The sequence below is a fragment of the Achromobacter mucicolens genome (genome assembly GCF_029866465.1).
Classification (GTDB): Bacteria; Pseudomonadota; Gammaproteobacteria; order Burkholderiales; family Burkholderiaceae_B; genus Achromobacter; species Achromobacter mucicolens.
This window is the reverse complement of sequence record NZ_CP123364.1, coordinates 5,576,153-5,592,557: the sequence shown is the minus strand read 5'-3', so window position 1 is coordinate 5,592,557 and position 16,405 is coordinate 5,576,153. Positions and strand designations below refer to the sequence as shown.

The following is a 16,405-nucleotide window of genomic DNA, read 5'->3' as shown; positions in this document are numbered from 1 at the left end:
GCTCCTAGCGGTTGGTGACGGGATACACGCCTTGCGGCCGCCACAACAAAATGGCGACCATCAGCGCGATGTTTGAGAACAGGGCGGCCTTGGGCATCAGAAAGCCCGTGTAGTTGGCCATCAACCCGACCAGCAACGCGCCGATCAGGCAACCCACGGTGGAACCCAGGCCGCCGATCATGATGACGATGAAGATCAGCACGTTCACCTGTGCGCCCAGCTGCGGCACGATCGACTGCTGATACATCCCCCACAGCACGCCGCCCAGGCCGGCCAGCATCGAGCCGGCGACGAACACGCCGACAAACAGATGCCGGATCCGGTAACCCAGGCTTTCGACCATTTCGCGGTCCTCGACGCCGGCGCGGATCAGCAGGCCAAGCTTGGTGCGGTTAAGCACCCACAGCATGCCGCCCAGCACGATGAGGCCCACCGCCAGCGCGACGACGCGGTATTTCTCGATGGCGGCGTCGCCCAGCAGGAATGCGCCGCGCAACGATTCCGGCAGGGGCAGCGTGATCGCCTGCGGTCCCCACATCATCTTGATGATCTCTTCGCCGATGATCATGCCGCCCATGGTGATGAGGATCTGCTTGAGGTGCTGACCGTAAACCGGGCGCACGATCACGCGCTCGAAGGCAAAGCCGACCGCGCCCGCCACCAGCATGCCCACGATCATGGCCGGCAGCACCGCGGCCAGATTGGTCCACAGGCTGCCCGACTGCGTCCAATCCGCCATGGAACCGAGCACGGTGGCCGCCATGTAGGCGCCGATCGCGATGAAAAGGCCATGCCCGAAGTTCAGCACGTCCATCAGCCCGAAGACGAGCGTCATGCCCGACGCCACGATGAAGATGATCATGCCCATTGCCAGGCCGGCGAAGGTGAGCGTCACCCAGGTGGAAAACGAACCGACCAGCGGCAGCGCGATCGCGGCCAGCGCCAGCACCAGCAGCACGGGCATGAGATCCGCGCGCGCGCGGGGCAGGGGAGCTTCGATGTCCAGCGTGCTCATTGATGGCTTCCCAATGACAGGCCCAAGAGGCGCGTCTGCAGCGCCTCGTCCTCGGCCAACTCGGCCATCGTGCCTGCGTGCACGACCTGGCCGTTGTCCATGATCGCCGCGAAGTCGCCAACGCGGCGGGCGAAGTTGAAGTTCTGTTCGACCAGCAGGATGGTGGTGCTGGACTGCTTGAGTTCGATGAACGCGTCGATCATGTTCTGGATGATGGCGGGCGCCAGGCCCTTGCTGGGCTCATCGACCAGCAGCAGGCGCCGCGGTTCGATGATCGCGCGCGCCATTGCCAGCATCTGCTTTTGCCCGCCCGACAGCTTGCCCGCCGGATGCAGCCAGAACTTCTTGAGCGCTGGGAAGAACCCGAAGATCCATTCCAGCCGCGCGGTGTCCAGTTGCGCGGCATTCCTGGCCATGCGCGCGGCCAGAAGGATGTTCTCCTTCACGGAGAGGTCGCCGAAAATGCCCATGTTCTCCGGCACGTACGCCATGCCCATGCGCGCCATGTCGGGCGGAGAGGTGCGCGTGCCAGGACCGCCGATTGGCGTGCCGTCCAGGCAGACCTGGCCCTGCGTCGCGCGCCACAGTCCCATGATGGTGCGCAGCGTCGTTGTCTTGCCCGCACCGTTGCGCCCGAGCAGCATCGTCACGGCAGACGCCGGCACCGACAGGTTTACGCCGTGCAGGATGTGATACGCGCCGATGTGCGTATGGACGTCCTTCAGTTCCAGAAGCGGCTGCACGGTCATGATGCCTCCGGCGCGCTGATGCCCAGGTAGGCCTGCTGCACGATCGGCGAAGCGATCACGGTGGCCGGATCGCCATCGGCCATCAGCCGGCCGTTGTGCAGCACGACGATCCGGTCGGCCAGTTCGCGCACGACGTCCATCTTGTGTTCGACGAGCAGGATCGTCTTGGACGCGTCAGCCTTCAGTTCGCGGATGAGGTCCAGCACGATGGGCACATCATCCACGCTCATGCCGGCGGTGGGTTCGTCGAACATGAACACCGCCGGTTCCAGTGCGATGAGCATGGCGATTTCAAGCTTGCGCTGATCGCCATGCGGCAGGTCGGCGGCGGGCTGGTCGCGGCGCGCCGCGAGCCGCGTTCGCTCGAGCAGCGCGTCGGCGCGATCCATGAGGCCGCGATCGTCGCGCCACGTGCGCCAGAACCGGATGTGGCGCCACCCCATGCCCTGCTGCCGCGACTGCAGCGCCAGCCGCACGTTCTCGTGAACGCTCAGCCGGGGGAAGAGCTGTGTGAGCTGAAACGCGCGTCCCAGCCCCGCGTGCATGCGCGCCGGAGCCGACAGCGTGGTCAGGTCTCGTCCGTTCAATGTCACGGTTCCGGCGCTGGCGCGCAGCTGGCCCGAGATCAGGTTGAAGTACGTCGTCTTGCCAGCGCCGTTCGGGCCGACGATGGCGGTCAAGGTGCCGGGCGCGTAGGCGCAGCTGACATCGTTGACCGCCACGTGGCCGCCGAACCGCACCGTTAGCGATTGGGTCTCAAGCATGAGTGCGGGGCATCAGCGCTTGTTCTGGATGGGAACGGCCATCTGGTCCGGCGTGATTTCCTTGACCAGGTCCTGTACCGCCCACGGCACCGACGGGTCGTTCTTGATCCGGAAGTGGTACATCGACTGCATGGCCTGATGGTCCTCCGGCCGGAAGGTCATCTTGCCCTTGGGCGTGTCAAAGCTCATGCTCTCCATCGCCTTGATCAGCATGTCGGTGTCCGATTTGCCGCCTGTCTTGTTCAAGGCGGCGACGATGGCGATGCCCGATGCCATGCCGCCGGCCGTGAAGAAGTCGGGCGGCTGGCCGAATCGTTTCTGGTGCTCGGCCACCAGCCAGTCGTTGACCGGGTTCTTGGGGATGCCGTAGTAGTAATAGGTGGCGCCTTCCATGCCCGCCAGCGACTTGAGCGGCGTCATGGCTGTCAGCGTGTTGCCGCCCGTCGCGATCTCGATGCCGTAACGCTTGGGATCCAGATCGGCGATCTTGAACGGGTTGCCGGCGCCGGCCCACAGGATGAAGATGATCTTGCGGCCGGGCTTGTCCTTGAGCGCATCGAACAGCCGCTGCGCGCCTGCGGTGAAGTCCGTCGCGTTGGCGGGCAGGTATTCCTCGTGCACGATCTTGGCATTCTTGAGCGCGCCCTTGAATGCCTTCACACCGTCGCGGCCAAAGGCGTAGTCCTGCGCCAGCATCGCGATCGACGTGCCTTCCTGGTCGAATGCCACGGCGTTCGCGATGGCGTCCTGCGAGGAATTGCGGCCGGTGCGGAAGATGTACTTGTTCCATTTTTCGCCGGTGATCGAGTCCGCCACCGCCGGCTCCACGAGCAGGATCTTTTCGTACTCTTCGGCGATGGGCAGCATGGCCAGCGCCACGCCTGACGACGTGGGACCCACGGCGATGTCGGCGTTGTCGTCGGCATAGGCGGACGCCAGCTGCGCGCGGGCGACGTCTGGCTTGCCCTGGTTGTCCTTCTCGATGACGCGGATCTTGCGCCCGGCCACCGTCATGGTGCCCTGCGTGGCGTACTCGAGTCCCAGCATCAGCCCGTTCTGCGTCTGCTTGGCGTAGGCCTCCAGCGGGCCGGTCTTGTCATAGACATGCGCGACAACGAAGTCCTTTGCCGCCAGCGCGGAACTCATGCACAGGCTGGCCATTGCGGCGAGCAAAATGCGTTTCATGGAAGTCTCCTGGTATCAGTGGGCGCGCGTGGCGGTGTCGTCCGGTGCGGCAAGGAATTGGCGGATGGGGTCTATCTGGGATGCCACATTCAGGGCGGGGGCGTGACCGCAGCCGGGAAAGTCGATGCGGTGCGCGCGGGGACCGCGCTGCGTCATGGCGTGTGCGACCTCCGGCAGCAGCAGGTCCGAATCGGCGCCGCGCAGCAGCAGGGTCGGCATGCGCAGCGTGTCGTATCCCGCCCACCGGTCGTAGTCATGGGGATGATGGCTGAATTGGCCGACGATGGCCGGGTCGTAGTGGGCGGTGACCTTGCCATCGGGCAGACGGCGCACGGAGGTCTCGGTCATGCGGCGCCATTGTTCGTCGCTCTGCCAGCCGTAGGGCTTGTAGGCGGCGCGCAGCCAGGCTTCCAGTTCCGTCACCGTGTCGAAGGCGGGCGGGTTGCCGGCATACGCCAGGATGCGCTCGATGGCTGGCTGTGGCAGTTCCGGTCCGATGTCGTTGACGACCAGGTGCGAAATGCGATCGCGCAACGTGGTTGCCGCGGCGTGCATGCCCGTGGCGCCGCCCATGGAGGTTCCCACCCAGCGCACACGCGTGAGCGACAGACCGTCCACCAATGCGCGCGCCAGCGTGGCGTAGAAGTCGAGCCGGTACTCGGCCACCGGATCGGGACTCCATTGCGACAGGCCTCGGCCGATCGCATCGGGACAGATGACGCGGTAGTCGCCGGCAAGGGCCCGCGCCAGTTCGTCGAAGTCGCGGCCCGTGCGGGCCAGGCCATGCCACATGATGATGGGGGGCGCTTCGGCATGGCCCCATTCGGTGTAGTGCAGCTCGCGTCCCGCGCAGCGCAGATAGCGCGAAGCCAGCTTGGGGGGCGTGCCTGCCGTCCCTGCCTCGTCCATGGGTCTCCTCCCGGGTTGGCCAGGTTGTGTGCTTATCGGGCTGAATATAGACTTGCGACACGCGCGCCCACAATGCGCCGTCCACCCCACAGCAGGGTGAGTCAACAATATGTAGACGCAAGATCAATTTGCGCGCCCGTGCACCAGGAGACGTGCCATGCCAGATACGGAATTCGCCATTTCGGCCAGCGCCGGCGCCGACCGGCGCGATCAGTGGCGCGCCGCGCTGGCCGATGCCTTCGGGCCGTTCGAGGTGCACGGCGGCAAAGCCGGCCAGTTTGCGGGCCACGTCCGCTACGCGCGCCGCGCCAGCCTGCAATTCAACGACCTGCATTACCAGGGCCAGCGGTTGGAACGCACCGCAGGCAATGTGTCGCGGCTGGACCAGGAGTTCTACACGTTTGGCCTGCCGCTGGCCGGTCCGCTGGCGGTGCGTCAGCAGGGCCGGGAATTCCAGGTGGAACCGGGTTGCGTATACCTGATGAACCAGAGCCTGCCCTACCAGGCCACCGCCAACGGCGCGACGGGCTATCGAAGCCTGAGCGTCTCGTTTCCCCGTAGCGCGTTGTCGCAGCGGGATTCGCGCATCGGCGCCTTCTACAAGCTGCGCACCGACGACGGATCGCCGCGCGGTGCGCTCCTGGCCGGCTACATGGATCACCTGTTCAAGGGCATGGAAGGCTGGTCCGATACCGAAGCGGCCGAACTGGGCGAGCGGTTGATCGATCTCATCGTGCTCTTTCTGGTGCAGCCCGGGCACGGGCAGGTGTCGGAGGCGGACAGCAGCGTCACGGTGGCGCATCGCGCGCGCGTGCTGGCTTACATCCGCCAGCACCTCGCCGATCCTGATCTGTCGCCCTCACGGGTGGCGCAGGGCTGCGGCGTTTCCGTCGCCTATCTGCACCGCATCCTGCGCGCGGGCGGACTGTCCGTGGAGTCATTCATCTTCGAGCAGCGGCTGGACCGGTGCCGCGAACTGCTTCTGGACGCGCGGCATCGTCATCGCGGCATCGCCGAGCTGGCGTATCAGGTGGGCTTTTCCCATCCTTCGCATTTCAGCCGGCTGTTCAAGCAGCGCTTTGGCGTGACGCCCCGGGATCTGCGGGCAGGTGGCCGTGCCACCCAGGATTGAGCACGAATCGCCAATGCGCAACGGCCCGCTGGATCAGCGGGCCGTGGGCCTTTCAGGGCAGGTGATACCCGCTTAGAACGGCGAAGGCTGGTTGGACAGGTTGACGATGCTGTTGGTGGTCAGGTCCAGGCGGATGTGCTCGGACGGCGCGCCGTTTGCCAGCTTCAGCATGATCGCCATCAACGGCTTGAAGCGCGCCTTGAACAGATCGGCCGGCGTGTTGGCGTTGCTGACGCTGTTGCCGTTCATCTGCACGGCGGCGTTGGTCTGGTTAAGCGCCTGGGCCAGCAGTTTGTACTGGCTGGCGCGCTGCGCCGGAATATCCGTGAACGCGAGGTCGCCCGCATTGGCAAGGCGGACGAAGTCGCCCGCCATTTCCAGCGCCGTCCACTGCGCGAAGTCCGACAGCTGCATGCCGTTGGCCTGGGCCAGGGCTTGTGCGCGCGTCTGGGCGTTGGCCGCATCCGCGGCATAGGCCGCATTGCTCGCGCCGCTGCCGCCGCCATCAGACAGGCACGCGAAGAACGCGGGCGTCAGGTTGTTCTGGTTGCCGGTGTTTGCCAGTTCCTTCAGCGTCACCGTCGTCTGCAACTGGGACAACGCCAGCAGGTCCGCGCCCGTCAACGGGCTCTTGACCAGTTCGCGCATTTCGCAGCGCCAGTCGTCGTTGAGCAGACGCAGACGCACCAGCTCGCTCATGTAGCGATACGTGAAGTCGCCGTAGTCCTTGGCGTCCAGGATCGACACGTCCCAGCGCGGCGGCACGGTGTAGGCGTTCTCGGCGCGGTAGAGGTCGAACAGTTCATCAAAGCGCGGCACCTCGTCCAGACGGATGGTCTGCACTTCGATTTCGTCGGCGCTCTGCAGCGTCATGAGTTTGTACGCGGGCACGTAGGCCGCCATGGAGGGCGCCTGGATGTTGAAGAGCGCGTGTTCGCCGCCGTAGTTGCGCAAGGCCATGTCATTGAAGTGCATGTGGCCGCCCACGTGCACCTTCAGGCCGGTCTCGGCCAGCGCGCGGGTGGTGTTCTCCGCGGGGCGGCGGATCATCTGCATCTTGTTGGCGCCCAGCAGCGCCTCGATGTCGTCTGACGCGCCATTGAAGAACTCGGACATCGGGAAGTGGCTGAAGGCGATGACCTGCTTGCCCTGCGCCTTGCCGCGCGCGACCACGTCGGCCAGCCACTTGATGACGTGGGCCTTGTGGGTCAGCATCTTGTTGTAGCCCTGGTCGCCCGAACCGGTGAAGTCGTTTGCGCCCGGGCCCGTGGGCACATAGACGTTGGCGTCCAGGCCCACCAGCCACACGCCCTTGACGGGTTCGACCACGTAGGACGTGTCGGGCACCATCTTGCAAAGCGTGTAGTTCTGCGGCTTGTTCGGTCCGCCAGTGCCTTCGGCGCAGATCTCGTACTGGCGGTTGATCCAGTTGGCTTGCGCCGCCGCGGTCGCGTAGTCGTAGTCTTCGTACTTGTAGGTGCTGTAAGGCGTCTCGTAGTACACGTTTTGCGGCTGGGGCATGAAGCCGTGCTGCTCGAGCGCGGCCGTGATGCCCGAGTAGCCCATGTGCAGCACTTCCTCGGTGCAGTACGTATTGCCGATCCGCGTCCAGTCGCCGCTGTAGGCCGTGTTGCACACATTGGCGCCGCGGCTGTAGATCGGTTGCGAGAAACCGATCGCGCCCGTCACGGGATCCAGGCCAAGATAGTCGCTCTTGCCGGCCGGCTGGTTGAAGGGGCGGTTGGGATCGTGGTTGCCCGGTGCGGCGAAGAACTGGATGCCGTGCTTCTTCGAATAGTCATCCATGATCTTGACCAGGCCGCGCATGTGCACAGGCTGGCCGTCGTCCGAGAAGTCGCCCGGCAGCGCGATGTACTTCACGCCGCGCTTTGCGGCATCGTCCAGCGCGGCCAGGAACGCAAAGTAGTTCTCGTTGAACAGACGCGTGGACGTCAGTTGCGCGTACATCGTGCGGATGGTCGCGTTGTCGCCGGCCTTCGGGTTCGGAATGCCGGGGAACGAGCCATCCTTGAAGTCCGCGTAGACGTCATGGAAGTGGATGTCGGGCATGAATGCAACCTGCACGGGGGCGGGCGGCTGCGCGGGCGTTTCGGTCGGGGGCGGCGTCTCCGCAACGGGCGGCGTCGTGTTGTCGTCGTCCTTGTCGCCGCCGCATGCGGCGAGTAGGGCAACGAGCAGCAGCGAGGCTGCGGTGCGGACGGGGCGGTAAGGGCGAAGCGTCATCGGGCTTGGATATCCTGGATAGTTCGGTGCGGCGGCGTTCGGGCAGGGGTGTTGGTCATGCCGGGCCGGCAGCCGCAGGTCAGCTGCCTGGGTCGGTTTTTTGGGTCAGCTACTTGTAAGCGGGCCCAATGCTCACTGACCCGCATGACAGCGTCATGAATGCCGAACCGGTCCGCGTCACGCGACAGGCAAAAAAAAGCCCCGCACATCAGGTGCGGGGCTTTGCGATGCGGCAGTCGCAGGATCAGACGTGCGTGATGAACTTCGTGACCAGGTAGCCTTCGAAGGTTTCCGTGCCGCCTTCGCTGCCGATGCCGCTGTCCTTGATGCCGCCGAAGGGCGTCTCGGCCAGGGCGCTGCCGAAGTGGTTGATGTTGACCATGCCGGCTTCCAGGCCGTTGGAGACCTTGGTCGCGGTCTTCAGCGAGTTCGTGAACACATACGAAGACAGGCCGAACGGCAGGCTGTTGGCGCGGCGCAGCACCTCATCGGTGTCGCTAAAACGAACCACGGGTGCGACCGGACCGAAGGGCTCCTCGGTCATCAGCATGGCGTTGTCGGGCAGGTCCGTGACCACGGTGGGCGCAAAGAAGAAACCCTTGCGATCCAGCGGACCGCCGCCGACCACCACCTTCGCGCCGTGCTTCTTGGCGTCGTCGATGAAGGCGCTCATGGCGGGCACGCGGCGCTCATGGGCGAGCGGCCCCATCTCGGTGCCGGCTTCCAGGCCGTCGCCCACCTTGATGTTCTTGAGCACTTCCGAGAACCGTGCAAGGAACTGCTCGTACGCACCGTCCTGCACATAGAAGCGGGTGGGCGACACGCAGACCTGGCCGGCGTTGCGCACCTTGAACTTGGCCAGCATCTCGGCCGCGCGGTCGATGTCCGCGTCGTCGAACACGAGCACGGGCGAATGGCCGCCCAGTTCCATGGTGACGCGTTTCATGTGCGCGCCGGCCAGCGCCGCAAGCTGCTTGCCTACCGGCACGGAGCCAGTGAACGACACCTTGCGCACGATCGGCGAACGGATCAGGTAGTCCGAGATCATGGCGGGCTCGCCCCAGACGATGTTCAGGCAGCCCTTGGGCAGACCGGCGTCGTGGAACATGCGCGCAATGGCCATGACCGCGCTGGGCGAATCCTCGGGCCCCTTGAGCACGACCGTGCAGCCGGCGCCGATGGCGGCGGCGATCTTGCGGATGGCCTGGTTGTACGGGAAGTTCCAGGGCGTGAAGGCGGCGCAGACGCCGATGGGCTCGCGCACCACGATCTGGCGGACGTCGGGGTTGCGCGGCTGGATAACGCGGCCGTAGATGCGCCGGCATTCCTCGGCGTGCCAATCGGCGTGCTCGGCGCAGGAGGTGACTTCGCCCACGGCTTCGGCCAGCGGCTTGCCCTGATCCAGCGTCATGTTGCGGCCGATCTCCTGGGCGCGCTCTCGCGACAGCGTGGCGACCTTGCGCAGGATCGCCGAGCGGTCCATGGGCGAGGATTTCTTCCACGATTCGAAAGCGCGCTGGGCGGCGGCAAGGGCGCGATCCAGATCCGCTTGCGTGGCGTGGGGCAGCTGGCCGAGCACCTCGAGCGTGGCCGGGTTGATGACGTCCTGGGTGCGCCTGCCCTCGCCGGCGACGAATTCGCCGTCGATATACAGCGCCAACTGTTCATACATGCCTGTCGTTCCTTGCGAAATAGGAATGGGTAGCGGAAGGGAGCAGCGGCTGCTGCTGCCCACGGCAGTCTAAACCAGCTTGTCCCGGTCAAACGGAGCCAATCCCCGATGTGAGCTTGGGGCCATTGGGCTCATCGCATGCTTGCGCGCGCGCATCGCCAGGGGCAAAAATAGGGAATCTTCGGCTGTCTTTTCGTCTACCTATGGTGCAACCCGTCGATGCGCGCCCGGCCACCCATCCCAGCCTATACTCCCGGGTGTTTTTCGGTTTCATCGACTGGCTGCGCCAGCGCATCGCGCAGGCCTCGCTGGTGGGCGACAAACCCATATTCCAGAACAGCCAGTTCCCCTGGATTGCCGCCCTCGAAGCGCGGGCGCCCGCCATCCGCGCCGAACTGACCGGCCTCTTGGCCGACCGCCAGGCCTTGCCTGCCTTCCATCAGATTTCACCGGACGTGGGCATGATCACGTCCGACGACCAATGGAAGACCTTCGTCTTCATGGGCTACGGCCTGCGCTCCGAACGCAATCTTGCGCGCTGCCCGGATACTGCCCGCGCGCTGCAGGACATTCCGGGCATCCGCACCGCCTTCTTCTCCATCCTCGAGGCCGGCAAGCGCATTCCGCTGCATACGGGGCCGTACAACGGCGTGTTGCGCCTGCACCTGGGCCTGGTCGTCCCCGAGCCGCCGGAGCAGTGCTGGATCGAGGTGGGCGGCGAACGCTATAGCTGGCGCGAAGGTCAGGCTGTCGTCTTCGACGACCTGTATCCCCATCAGGTGCACAACGACACCGACGGCCTGCGGGCGGTGCTTTTCGTGGACTTCGAGCGTCCTTGCCGCGCTCCTGTAAAATGGTTGAATCGCCTGGTGCTCATGGCTGCGCCGTTCACGGACGAAATCCGTCGCGGCAAGGCAAATCATGACGCCTGGGAGAAGGGCTACTACCGCCAGAAATAGGGGCGGATGGCCCGCCAAACCGACCCCCTTGACAGGGGGCGTGGTCTTTTGTGCGCAATCCCAACAAAGTGCTTGCGCTCAAAAATTAACCACGTTAGAATTATCAGCTTTCCCAGATTGTCGATTCATCGAAGCCGAAGGCTAGATGAGCGCGTCGGGGGGAATACCCGCAGGATTTCAACCCAGGGTCGTTGCGTTGCCAACCGGTTGCTGGTCCAAGTAGTTACGGACTTGCCGACATAAAAGCAGGGCGGCTGACCTGACGGGACCAAAACTGGCAGGAATTGCAGTGTTCCCTTGTTGGGAAAACCGTATTTCCAGTTAAGTTGGAACAGGAAAAATCATGATCCAAATGCAGACCACGCTGGACGTGGCCGATAACACTGGTGCGCGTCATGTCATGTGCATTAAGGTGCTCGGTGGCTCCAAGCGCCGTTATGCCGGTATCGGCGACATCATCAAGGTGAGCGTCAAAGATGCGGCTCCGCGCGGACGCGTCAAGAAAGGCGAAATTTACAATGCCGTGGTGGTTCGTACCGCCAAGGGCGTGCGCCGTAAAGACGGTTCGCTGATTCGTTTCGGTGGCAATGCCGCCGTGTTGCTCAACGCCAAGCTGGAGCCTATCGGCACCCGCATCTTCGGACCCGTTACGCGTGAACTGCGTACCGAGAAGTTCATGAAGATCGTGTCGCTGGCCCCGGAAGTGCTGTAAGGAGCCCTACGATGAACAACATTCGTAAAGGCGACGAAGTCATCGTCCTGACCGGTCGCGACAAGAAGCGTCGCGGTACCGTGCTGGCCCGCGTTGGCGCCGACCACGTCCTGGTCGAAGGCGTCAATGTTGCCAAGAAGCACGTGAAAGCCAACCCGATGGCTAACAACCCGGGCGGGATTGTCGAAAAGACCATGCCGATCCACATCTCGAATGTGGCGCTCTTCAACCCCGCAACCGGTCGTGGCGACCGCGTGGGCGTTCAAGAAGTCGAAGGTCGCAAGGTCCGCGTGTTCCGTTCCAATGGTGCCGTTGTCGGCGCCAAGGCGTAAGGGGCGATAGACATGTCTCGTTTGCAAGATTTCTACAAGAGCAAGGTCGCTGGCGACCTGCAGGCCAAGTTTGGCTACAAGAGCGTCATGGAAGTGCCGCGCATCACCAAGATCACCCTGAACATGGGTGTCTCGGAAGCGGTCTCCGACAAGAAAGTCATTGAACACGCTGTGTCGGATCTGACCAAGATCGCCGGCCAAAAGCCTGTCGTGACGAAGACCAAGAAGGCTATCGCCGGTTTCAAGATCCGCGAAAACTACCCGATTGGTTGCATGGTCACGCTGCGTGGTCAACGCATGTACGAATTCCTGGATCGCCTGGTGGCGGTTGCGCTGCCTCGCGTGCGCGACTTCCGCGGTATCTCGGGTCGTGCGTTCGACGGCCGTGGCAACTACAACATCGGGGTGAAAGAGCAAATCATTTTCCCCGAAATCGAGTACGACAAGATCGACGCGCTGCGTGGGCTGAACATCAGCATCACCACCTCCGCGAAGACCGACGAAGAAGCCAAGGCGCTGTTGACGGCCTTCAGCTTCCCGTTCCGTAACTAAGGGGCTGATGACGTGGCTAAACTTTCCCTCATCAATCGCGACATCAAGCGCGCCAAGCTGGCTGACAAGTTCGCTGCCAAGCGCGCTGAGTTGAAGGCGATCATCGACGACCAGTCGAAGACCGACGAAGAACGTTACCAAGCTCGGCTCAAGCTGCAACAGCTGCCGCGCAATGCCAACCCGACGCGTCAACGCAACCGTTGCGTGGTCACCGGTCGTCCTCGCGGTGTGTTCCGCAAGTTCGGTCTGACGCGCCACAAACTGCGTGAAATGGCGATGAAGGGTGAAATCCCCGGCATCACCAAGGCCAGCTGGTAGGAGAAACAATATGAGCATGAGCGATCCCATCGCCGATATGCTGACCCGCATTCGCAATGCGCAGCAAGTGGACAAAGTTACGGTGAGCATGCCCTCCTCGAAGCTGAAGGCGGCTATTGCCGCTGTGCTGAAAGACGAAGGCTACATCGACAGCTTTGAAATCAAGGGCACCCAGGCCAAGCCTGAGCTCGAGATCACCCTGAAGTACTACGCTGGCCGTCCGGTCATCGAGCGCATCGAACGCGTCTCGCGTCCTGGTCTGCGTATCTACAAGGGCCGTACCAGCATTCCTCAGGTCATGAACGGCCTGGGCGTGGCTATCGTTTCGACCTCGCGCGGCGTCATGACCGACCGTAAGGCTCGCGCCAACGGCGTCGGCGGCGAAGTGCTGTGCTACGTGGCCTAAGGAGAAATTCGAATGTCACGTATCGCTAAGTATCCGGTCGAACTGCCCAAGGGTGTCGAAGCTGACATCAAGCAGGATCAGATCACCGTCAAGGGCCCGCTGGGTTCCTTGACCCAACCCCTGACTGGCGACGTCACGATTTCGCTGGACGGTGGCAAGCTCACGTTTGCCGCTGCCAACGATTCCCGTCACGCCAATGCCATGTCGGGTACCGTGCGCGCGCTGGTGGCCAACATGGTCAACGGCGTGAGCAAGGGATTCGAGCGCAAGCTGAACCTGGTTGGCGTGGGTTACCGCGCCTCGGTTCAAGGCGACGCCGTTAAGCTGCAGCTCGGTTTCTCGCACGACGTTTTGCATCAGTTGCCGGCCGGTATCAAGGCCGAATGCCCCACCCAGACGGAAATCGTCATCAAGGGCTCCAACAAGCAAGTCGTCGGTCAGGTGGCCGCTGAAATCCGCGCGTACCGCGAACCCGAACCCTACAAGGGCAAGGGCGTGCGTTACTCGGACGAACGCGTCGTCATCAAAGAAACCAAGAAGAAATAACGGCGCACGCAAGGACGAATCATGGACAAAAAAGTTTCCCGTTTGCGTCGTGCGGTTCCGACTCGCCGGAAGATCAACGAGCTGCGCGTTCATCGCCTCTCGATTTTCCGCTCGAACCAGCACATCTACGCCAACATCATTTCGCCGGAAGGCGATCGCGTTCTGGTCAGCGCCTCTACGGTGGAAGCCGAAGTGCGTGCGCAACTGGCCGGCCAAACCGGTCAGGGTGGCAACAAAGCCGCTGCGACGCTGGTTGGCAAGCGCGTGGCCGAAAAGGCCAAGGCTGCCGGTATCGAACTGGTCGCTTTCGATCGCTCGGGCTTTCGTTACCATGGCCGCGTCAAGGCGCTGGCCGATGCCGCGCGTGAAGCCGGCCTGAAGTTCTAAGCGAGGATCTGTCAAATGGCTAAAGTACAAGGCAAGAACGCCGCGGAAAAAGAGAACGATGACGGCCTCCGCGAAAAGATGATCGCGGTCAACCGCGTGAGCAAAGTGGTCAAGGGTGGTCGCACCATGAGCTTTGCCGCGCTGACCGTGGTTGGCGATGGCGATGGCCGCATCGGCATGGGTAAGGGCAAGGCGCGTGAAGTGCCGGTGTCCGTTCAGAAGGCCATGGAACAAGCCCGTCGCGGCATGTTCAAGGTCGCTCTGAAGAACGGCACGCTGCACCACACCGTGGTTGGCAAGCATGGCGCCGCTACCGTGCTGATTTCGCCCGCTGCTGAAGGTACTGGCGTTATCGCCGGCGGCCCGATGCGCGCTATTTTCGAAGTGATGGGTGTGCGTAACGTGGTTGCCAAGAGCTTGGGCTCGAGCAACCCCTACAACATGGTTCGCGCCACGTTGAACGGCCTGCGCGCCTCCCTGACCCCGGCCGATGTTGCTGCCAAGCGCGGCAAGACGGTCGAAGAAATCCTGGGGTAAATCATGGCTCAGAAGCAGATCAAAGTGACCCTCGTGCGCTCGGTGATCGGTACCAAGCAATCGCACCGTGATACGGTTCGCGGTTTGGGCTTGGGTCGCATCAACAGCAGCCGCGTGCTGGTCGATACGCCCGAGGTGCGTGGGATGATCCGTAAGGTGGATTATCTCGTTTCCGTCTCGGAAGCCTAAGGAATCACCATGTCGGATATGCAACTTAATACGCTGAAGCCCGCCGAGGGCAGCAAGCACGCCAAGCGCCGCGTCGGCCGTGGCATCGGTTCGGGTCTGGGTAAGACCGCCGGCCGTGGCCACAAGGGTCAGAAGTCGCGCTCGGGCGGTTTCCACAAGGTTGGCTTCGAAGGCGGTCAAATGCCGCTGCAACGTCGCCTGCCCAAGCGTGGTTTCACCCCGCTGGGTCAACACCTGTATGCACAAGTTCTCTTGTCGGACCTCGAAGCCCTGCCCATCGACGAAATCGATGTGCAAGCGCTGAAGGCGGCCGGCGTGATTGGCCAGGCGGTTCGTTACGCCAAGGTCATCAAGTCTGGTGAACTCTCGCGCAAGGTCGTGCTCAAGGGCATTACCGCGACGGCCGGCGCTCGCGCCGCCATCGAAGCCGCGGGCGGCTCGCTTGCTTGATCAGAGGTGACGAGTGGCTAACGCGCAGGCATTGGGCAAATCCGGAGCACGATACGGCGATTTGAAGCGCCGTCTGGTGTTCCTGGTGCTCGCCCTGGTGGTTTACCGTTTGGGTACACACATCCCGGTTCCGGGTATCAACCCGGACGCGCTGGCGGACTTGTTCCGTCAGAACCAGGGCGGGATCCTGGGCCTGTTCAACATGTTCTCGGGCGGGGCGCTCTCGCGTTTCTCGATTTTTGCCCTGGGGATCATGCCGTACATTTCGGCATCCATCATCATGCAGTTGATGTCGGTGGTGGTGCCGTCGCTGGAAGCGCTCAAGAAAGAGGGCGAGTCCGGTCGTCGGAAGATTACCCAATACACCCGCTACGGCACGGTCGTGCTGGCGCTGGTGCAAGCAGTGGGCATTTCGGTGGCGTTGGAGTCCCAACAGGGACTGGTGATCGATCCGGGCATGCTGTTCCGCTTCACGACCGTCGTGACCTTGGTCACCGGCACCATGTTCGTCATGTGGCTGGGTGAGCAAATCACGGAGCGCGGTCTGGGCAACGGGATCTCCATTCTGATCTTCGCAGGTATCGTTGCGGGTCTGCCCGCGGCGCTGGCTGCACTGCTGGACCTGGTCCGCACCAACGCGATGTCTGTGCTTTCGGCGCTGTTCATCGTGGCTCTGGTGGTGCTGGTTACCGCTTTTGTGGTGTTCGTGGAACGCGGACAGCGCAAGATCACGGTGAACTACGCCAAGCGTCAGGTCGGCAACAAGGTCTACGGTGGTCAGAGCTCGCATCTGCCGCTGAAGCTGAACATGGCAGGGGTGATTCCGCCGATCTTCGCGTCGTCGATCATTCTGTTCCCGGCCACGATCACGAGCTGGTTCTCCAGCAGCGAGAACATGCGCTGGCTTAGCGACCTGGCTGCGGCCCTGTCGCCTCGTCAACCGCTCTACATCACGCTGTACTCGGTCGCGATTATTTTCTTCTGCTTTTTCTACACGGCTCTGGTTTTCAACAGCCGCGAAACGGCGGACAACCTGAAGAAGAGTGGTGCGTTTGTTCCGGGCATCCGTCCGGGCGAGCAAACGGCGCGCTACATCGACAAGATCCTGATGCGTTTGACGCTCGCAGGTGCCATCTACATCACGTTGGTGTGCCTGTTGCCGGAATTCTTGGTGATGCGCTGGAACGTTCCTTTCTACTTCGGTGGTACGTCTCTGTTGATCATTGTGGTGGTGACGATGGATTTCATGGCGCAGGTTCAGGCCTACATGATGTCTCACCAGTACGACTCGTTGCTCAAGAAGGCCAACTTCAAGGGCGCGGGTTTGCCGATGCGGTAAGCAAAAGA

At 63.0% G+C, this 16,405-nt stretch carries 20 protein-coding genes; 13 read left to right on the top strand and 7 right to left on the bottom strand.

Features of this window, described 5'->3' with window-relative positions:
• Positions 1-4 precede the first annotated feature (4 nt).
• The 5 genes from QEP15_RS25535 to QEP15_RS25515 are packed head-to-tail and all read right to left on the bottom strand — an operon-like array spanning position 5 to position 4,622.
• Complete coding sequence (locus QEP15_RS25535; protein ID WP_152383009.1) at positions 5-1,015, bottom strand: branched-chain amino acid ABC transporter permease; 1,011 nt, start codon at positions 1,013-1,015, stop codon at positions 5-7.
• Positions 1,012-1,764 carry an ABC transporter ATP-binding protein gene (locus tag QEP15_RS25530; RefSeq protein ID WP_128829642.1) on the bottom strand — a complete coding sequence of 251 codons (753 nt, stop codon included), beginning with the start codon at positions 1,762-1,764 and terminating at the stop codon, positions 1,012-1,014. The genes QEP15_RS25535 and QEP15_RS25530 overlap by 4 nt, the downstream gene beginning before the upstream one ends.
• A complete protein-coding gene (locus tag QEP15_RS25525) occupies positions 1,761-2,528 on the bottom strand; it encodes an ABC transporter ATP-binding protein (protein ID WP_280148239.1) in 768 nt (255 codons plus the stop codon). Before QEP15_RS25525 ends, QEP15_RS25530 begins: the two co-directional genes overlap by 4 nt.
• Before the next feature lie 12 nt (positions 2,529-2,540).
• On the bottom strand, positions 2,541-3,713 hold the full coding sequence (locus QEP15_RS25520) for a substrate-binding domain-containing protein (RefSeq protein WP_280148238.1): 1,173 nt from the start codon (positions 3,711-3,713) through the stop codon (positions 2,541-2,543).
• Positions 3,714-3,728: 15 nt separating this feature from the next.
• Positions 3,729-4,622: an alpha/beta fold hydrolase gene (locus tag QEP15_RS25515; RefSeq protein ID WP_280148237.1), complete on the bottom strand. Its 894-nt coding sequence runs from the start codon at positions 4,620-4,622 to the stop codon at positions 3,729-3,731.
• A gap of 157 nt (positions 4,623-4,779) precedes the next feature.
• Here QEP15_RS25515 and QEP15_RS25510 point away from each other — a divergent pair, with 157 nt between their 5' ends.
• On the top strand, positions 4,780-5,754 hold the full coding sequence (locus tag QEP15_RS25510) for an AraC-like ligand-binding domain-containing protein (protein ID WP_056327052.1): 975 nt from the start codon (positions 4,780-4,782) through the stop codon (positions 5,752-5,754).
• 72 nt (positions 5,755-5,826) lie between these two features.
• Here QEP15_RS25510 and QEP15_RS25505 read toward each other — a convergent pair whose 3' ends face one another.
• Both QEP15_RS25505 and QEP15_RS25500 read right to left on the bottom strand, forming a co-directional pair.
• On the bottom strand, positions 5,827-7,998 hold the full coding sequence (locus tag QEP15_RS25505) for a metallophosphoesterase (protein WP_280148236.1): 2,172 nt from the start codon (positions 7,996-7,998) through the stop codon (positions 5,827-5,829).
• 244 nt (positions 7,999-8,242) lie between these two features.
• Complete coding sequence (locus QEP15_RS25500; protein WP_056327056.1) at positions 8,243-9,670, bottom strand: NAD-dependent succinate-semialdehyde dehydrogenase; 1,428 nt, start codon at positions 9,668-9,670, stop codon at positions 8,243-8,245.
• A gap of 203 nt (positions 9,671-9,873) precedes the next feature.
• Between QEP15_RS25500 and QEP15_RS25495 the strand changes: the two genes are divergently transcribed.
• The 12 genes from QEP15_RS25495 to secY all read left to right on the top strand — a co-directional run bounded on the left by QEP15_RS25495 (position 9,874) and on the right by secY (position 16,397).
• Complete coding sequence (locus QEP15_RS25495) at positions 9,874-10,629, top strand: aspartyl/asparaginyl beta-hydroxylase domain-containing protein (protein WP_262760620.1); 756 nt, start codon at positions 9,874-9,876, stop codon at positions 10,627-10,629.
• 343 nt (positions 10,630-10,972) lie between these two features.
• The gene (gene rplN / locus QEP15_RS25490) at positions 10,973-11,341 is read left to right on the top strand and encodes a 50S ribosomal protein L14 (RefSeq protein ID WP_006216531.1); all 369 of its coding nucleotides are present in this window, start codon (positions 10,973-10,975) and stop codon (positions 11,339-11,341) included.
• A gap of 11 nt (positions 11,342-11,352) precedes the next feature.
• Positions 11,353-11,673, top strand: a complete 321-nt coding sequence (gene rplX / locus QEP15_RS25485) for a 50S ribosomal protein L24 (protein WP_008168975.1) — start codon at positions 11,353-11,355, stop codon at positions 11,671-11,673.
• 12 nt (positions 11,674-11,685) lie between these two features.
• Positions 11,686-12,225 (top strand): 50S ribosomal protein L5, encoded by a 540-nt coding sequence (gene rplE / locus QEP15_RS25480; RefSeq protein ID WP_006216529.1) that lies wholly within the window; start codon positions 11,686-11,688, stop codon positions 12,223-12,225.
• Positions 12,226-12,237: 12 nt separating this feature from the next.
• Complete coding sequence (gene rpsN, locus QEP15_RS25475; RefSeq protein ID WP_006216527.1) at positions 12,238-12,543, top strand: 30S ribosomal protein S14; 306 nt, start codon at positions 12,238-12,240, stop codon at positions 12,541-12,543.
• Positions 12,544-12,553: 10 nt separating this feature from the next.
• Complete coding sequence (gene rpsH, locus QEP15_RS25470) at positions 12,554-12,949, top strand: 30S ribosomal protein S8 (RefSeq protein WP_006216525.1); 396 nt, start codon at positions 12,554-12,556, stop codon at positions 12,947-12,949.
• A gap of 12 nt (positions 12,950-12,961) precedes the next feature.
• On the top strand, positions 12,962-13,495 hold the full coding sequence (gene rplF / locus QEP15_RS25465) for a 50S ribosomal protein L6 (RefSeq protein ID WP_062838799.1): 534 nt from the start codon (positions 12,962-12,964) through the stop codon (positions 13,493-13,495).
• A 21-nt stretch (positions 13,496-13,516) separates the two neighbouring features.
• Positions 13,517-13,882 (top strand): 50S ribosomal protein L18, encoded by a 366-nt coding sequence (rplR, locus tag QEP15_RS25460; protein ID WP_008168985.1) that lies wholly within the window; start codon positions 13,517-13,519, stop codon positions 13,880-13,882.
• A gap of 15 nt (positions 13,883-13,897) precedes the next feature.
• Positions 13,898-14,419 carry a 30S ribosomal protein S5 gene (gene rpsE, locus QEP15_RS25455; RefSeq protein WP_008168987.1) on the top strand — a complete coding sequence of 174 codons (522 nt, stop codon included), beginning with the start codon at positions 13,898-13,900 and terminating at the stop codon, positions 14,417-14,419.
• 3 nt (positions 14,420-14,422) lie between these two features.
• The gene (gene rpmD / locus QEP15_RS25450) at positions 14,423-14,608 is read left to right on the top strand and encodes a 50S ribosomal protein L30 (protein ID WP_006216520.1); all 186 of its coding nucleotides are present in this window, start codon (positions 14,423-14,425) and stop codon (positions 14,606-14,608) included.
• Positions 14,609-14,617: 9 nt separating this feature from the next.
• Entirely contained in the window at positions 14,618-15,058 is a 441-nt protein-coding gene (gene rplO, locus QEP15_RS25445) for a 50S ribosomal protein L15 (RefSeq protein ID WP_056327061.1), read from the top strand.
• A 13-nt stretch (positions 15,059-15,071) separates the two neighbouring features.
• Positions 15,072-16,397: a preprotein translocase subunit SecY gene (secY, locus tag QEP15_RS25440; RefSeq protein WP_056327063.1), complete on the top strand. Its 1,326-nt coding sequence runs from the start codon at positions 15,072-15,074 to the stop codon at positions 16,395-16,397.
• Positions 16,398-16,405 lie beyond the last annotated feature (8 nt).

Coding starts and splice junctions, on each gene's coding strand:
- rpsE (WP_008168987.1), top strand. CDS start 13,898: ATGGCTAAAGTACAAGGCAAGAACGCCGCGGAAAAAGAGAACGATGAC.
- rplX (WP_008168975.1), top strand. CDS start 11,353: ATGAACAACATTCGTAAAGGCGACGAAGTCATCGTCCTGACCGGTCGC.
- QEP15_RS25515 (WP_280148237.1), bottom strand. CDS start 4,622: ATGGACGAGGCAGGGACGGCAGGCACGCCCCCCAAGCTGGCTTCGCGC.
- rplR (WP_008168985.1), top strand. CDS start 13,517: ATGGACAAAAAAGTTTCCCGTTTGCGTCGTGCGGTTCCGACTCGCCGG.
- rplN (WP_006216531.1), top strand. CDS start 10,973: ATGATCCAAATGCAGACCACGCTGGACGTGGCCGATAACACTGGTGCG.
- QEP15_RS25505 (WP_280148236.1), bottom strand. CDS start 7,998: ATGACGCTTCGCCCTTACCGCCCCGTCCGCACCGCAGCCTCGCTGCTG.
- rplF (WP_062838799.1), top strand. CDS start 12,962: ATGTCACGTATCGCTAAGTATCCGGTCGAACTGCCCAAGGGTGTCGAA.
- QEP15_RS25535 (WP_152383009.1), bottom strand. CDS start 1,015: ATGAGCACGCTGGACATCGAAGCTCCCCTGCCCCGCGCGCGCGCGGAT.
- QEP15_RS25510 (WP_056327052.1), top strand. CDS start 4,780: ATGCCAGATACGGAATTCGCCATTTCGGCCAGCGCCGGCGCCGACCGG.
- QEP15_RS25530 (WP_128829642.1), bottom strand. CDS start 1,764: ATGACCGTGCAGCCGCTTCTGGAACTGAAGGACGTCCATACGCACATC.
- QEP15_RS25500 (WP_056327056.1), bottom strand. CDS start 9,670: ATGTATGAACAGTTGGCGCTGTATATCGACGGCGAATTCGTCGCCGGC.
- QEP15_RS25520 (WP_280148238.1), bottom strand. CDS start 3,713: ATGAAACGCATTTTGCTCGCCGCAATGGCCAGCCTGTGCATGAGTTCC.
- QEP15_RS25495 (WP_262760620.1), top strand. CDS start 9,874: ATGGTGCAACCCGTCGATGCGCGCCCGGCCACCCATCCCAGCCTATAC.
- rplE (WP_006216529.1), top strand. CDS start 11,686: ATGTCTCGTTTGCAAGATTTCTACAAGAGCAAGGTCGCTGGCGACCTG.
- QEP15_RS25525 (WP_280148239.1), bottom strand. CDS start 2,528: ATGCTTGAGACCCAATCGCTAACGGTGCGGTTCGGCGGCCACGTGGCG.
- rplO (WP_056327061.1), top strand. CDS start 14,618: ATGTCGGATATGCAACTTAATACGCTGAAGCCCGCCGAGGGCAGCAAG.
- rpmD (WP_006216520.1), top strand. CDS start 14,423: ATGGCTCAGAAGCAGATCAAAGTGACCCTCGTGCGCTCGGTGATCGGT.
- rpsH (WP_006216525.1), top strand. CDS start 12,554: ATGAGCATGAGCGATCCCATCGCCGATATGCTGACCCGCATTCGCAAT.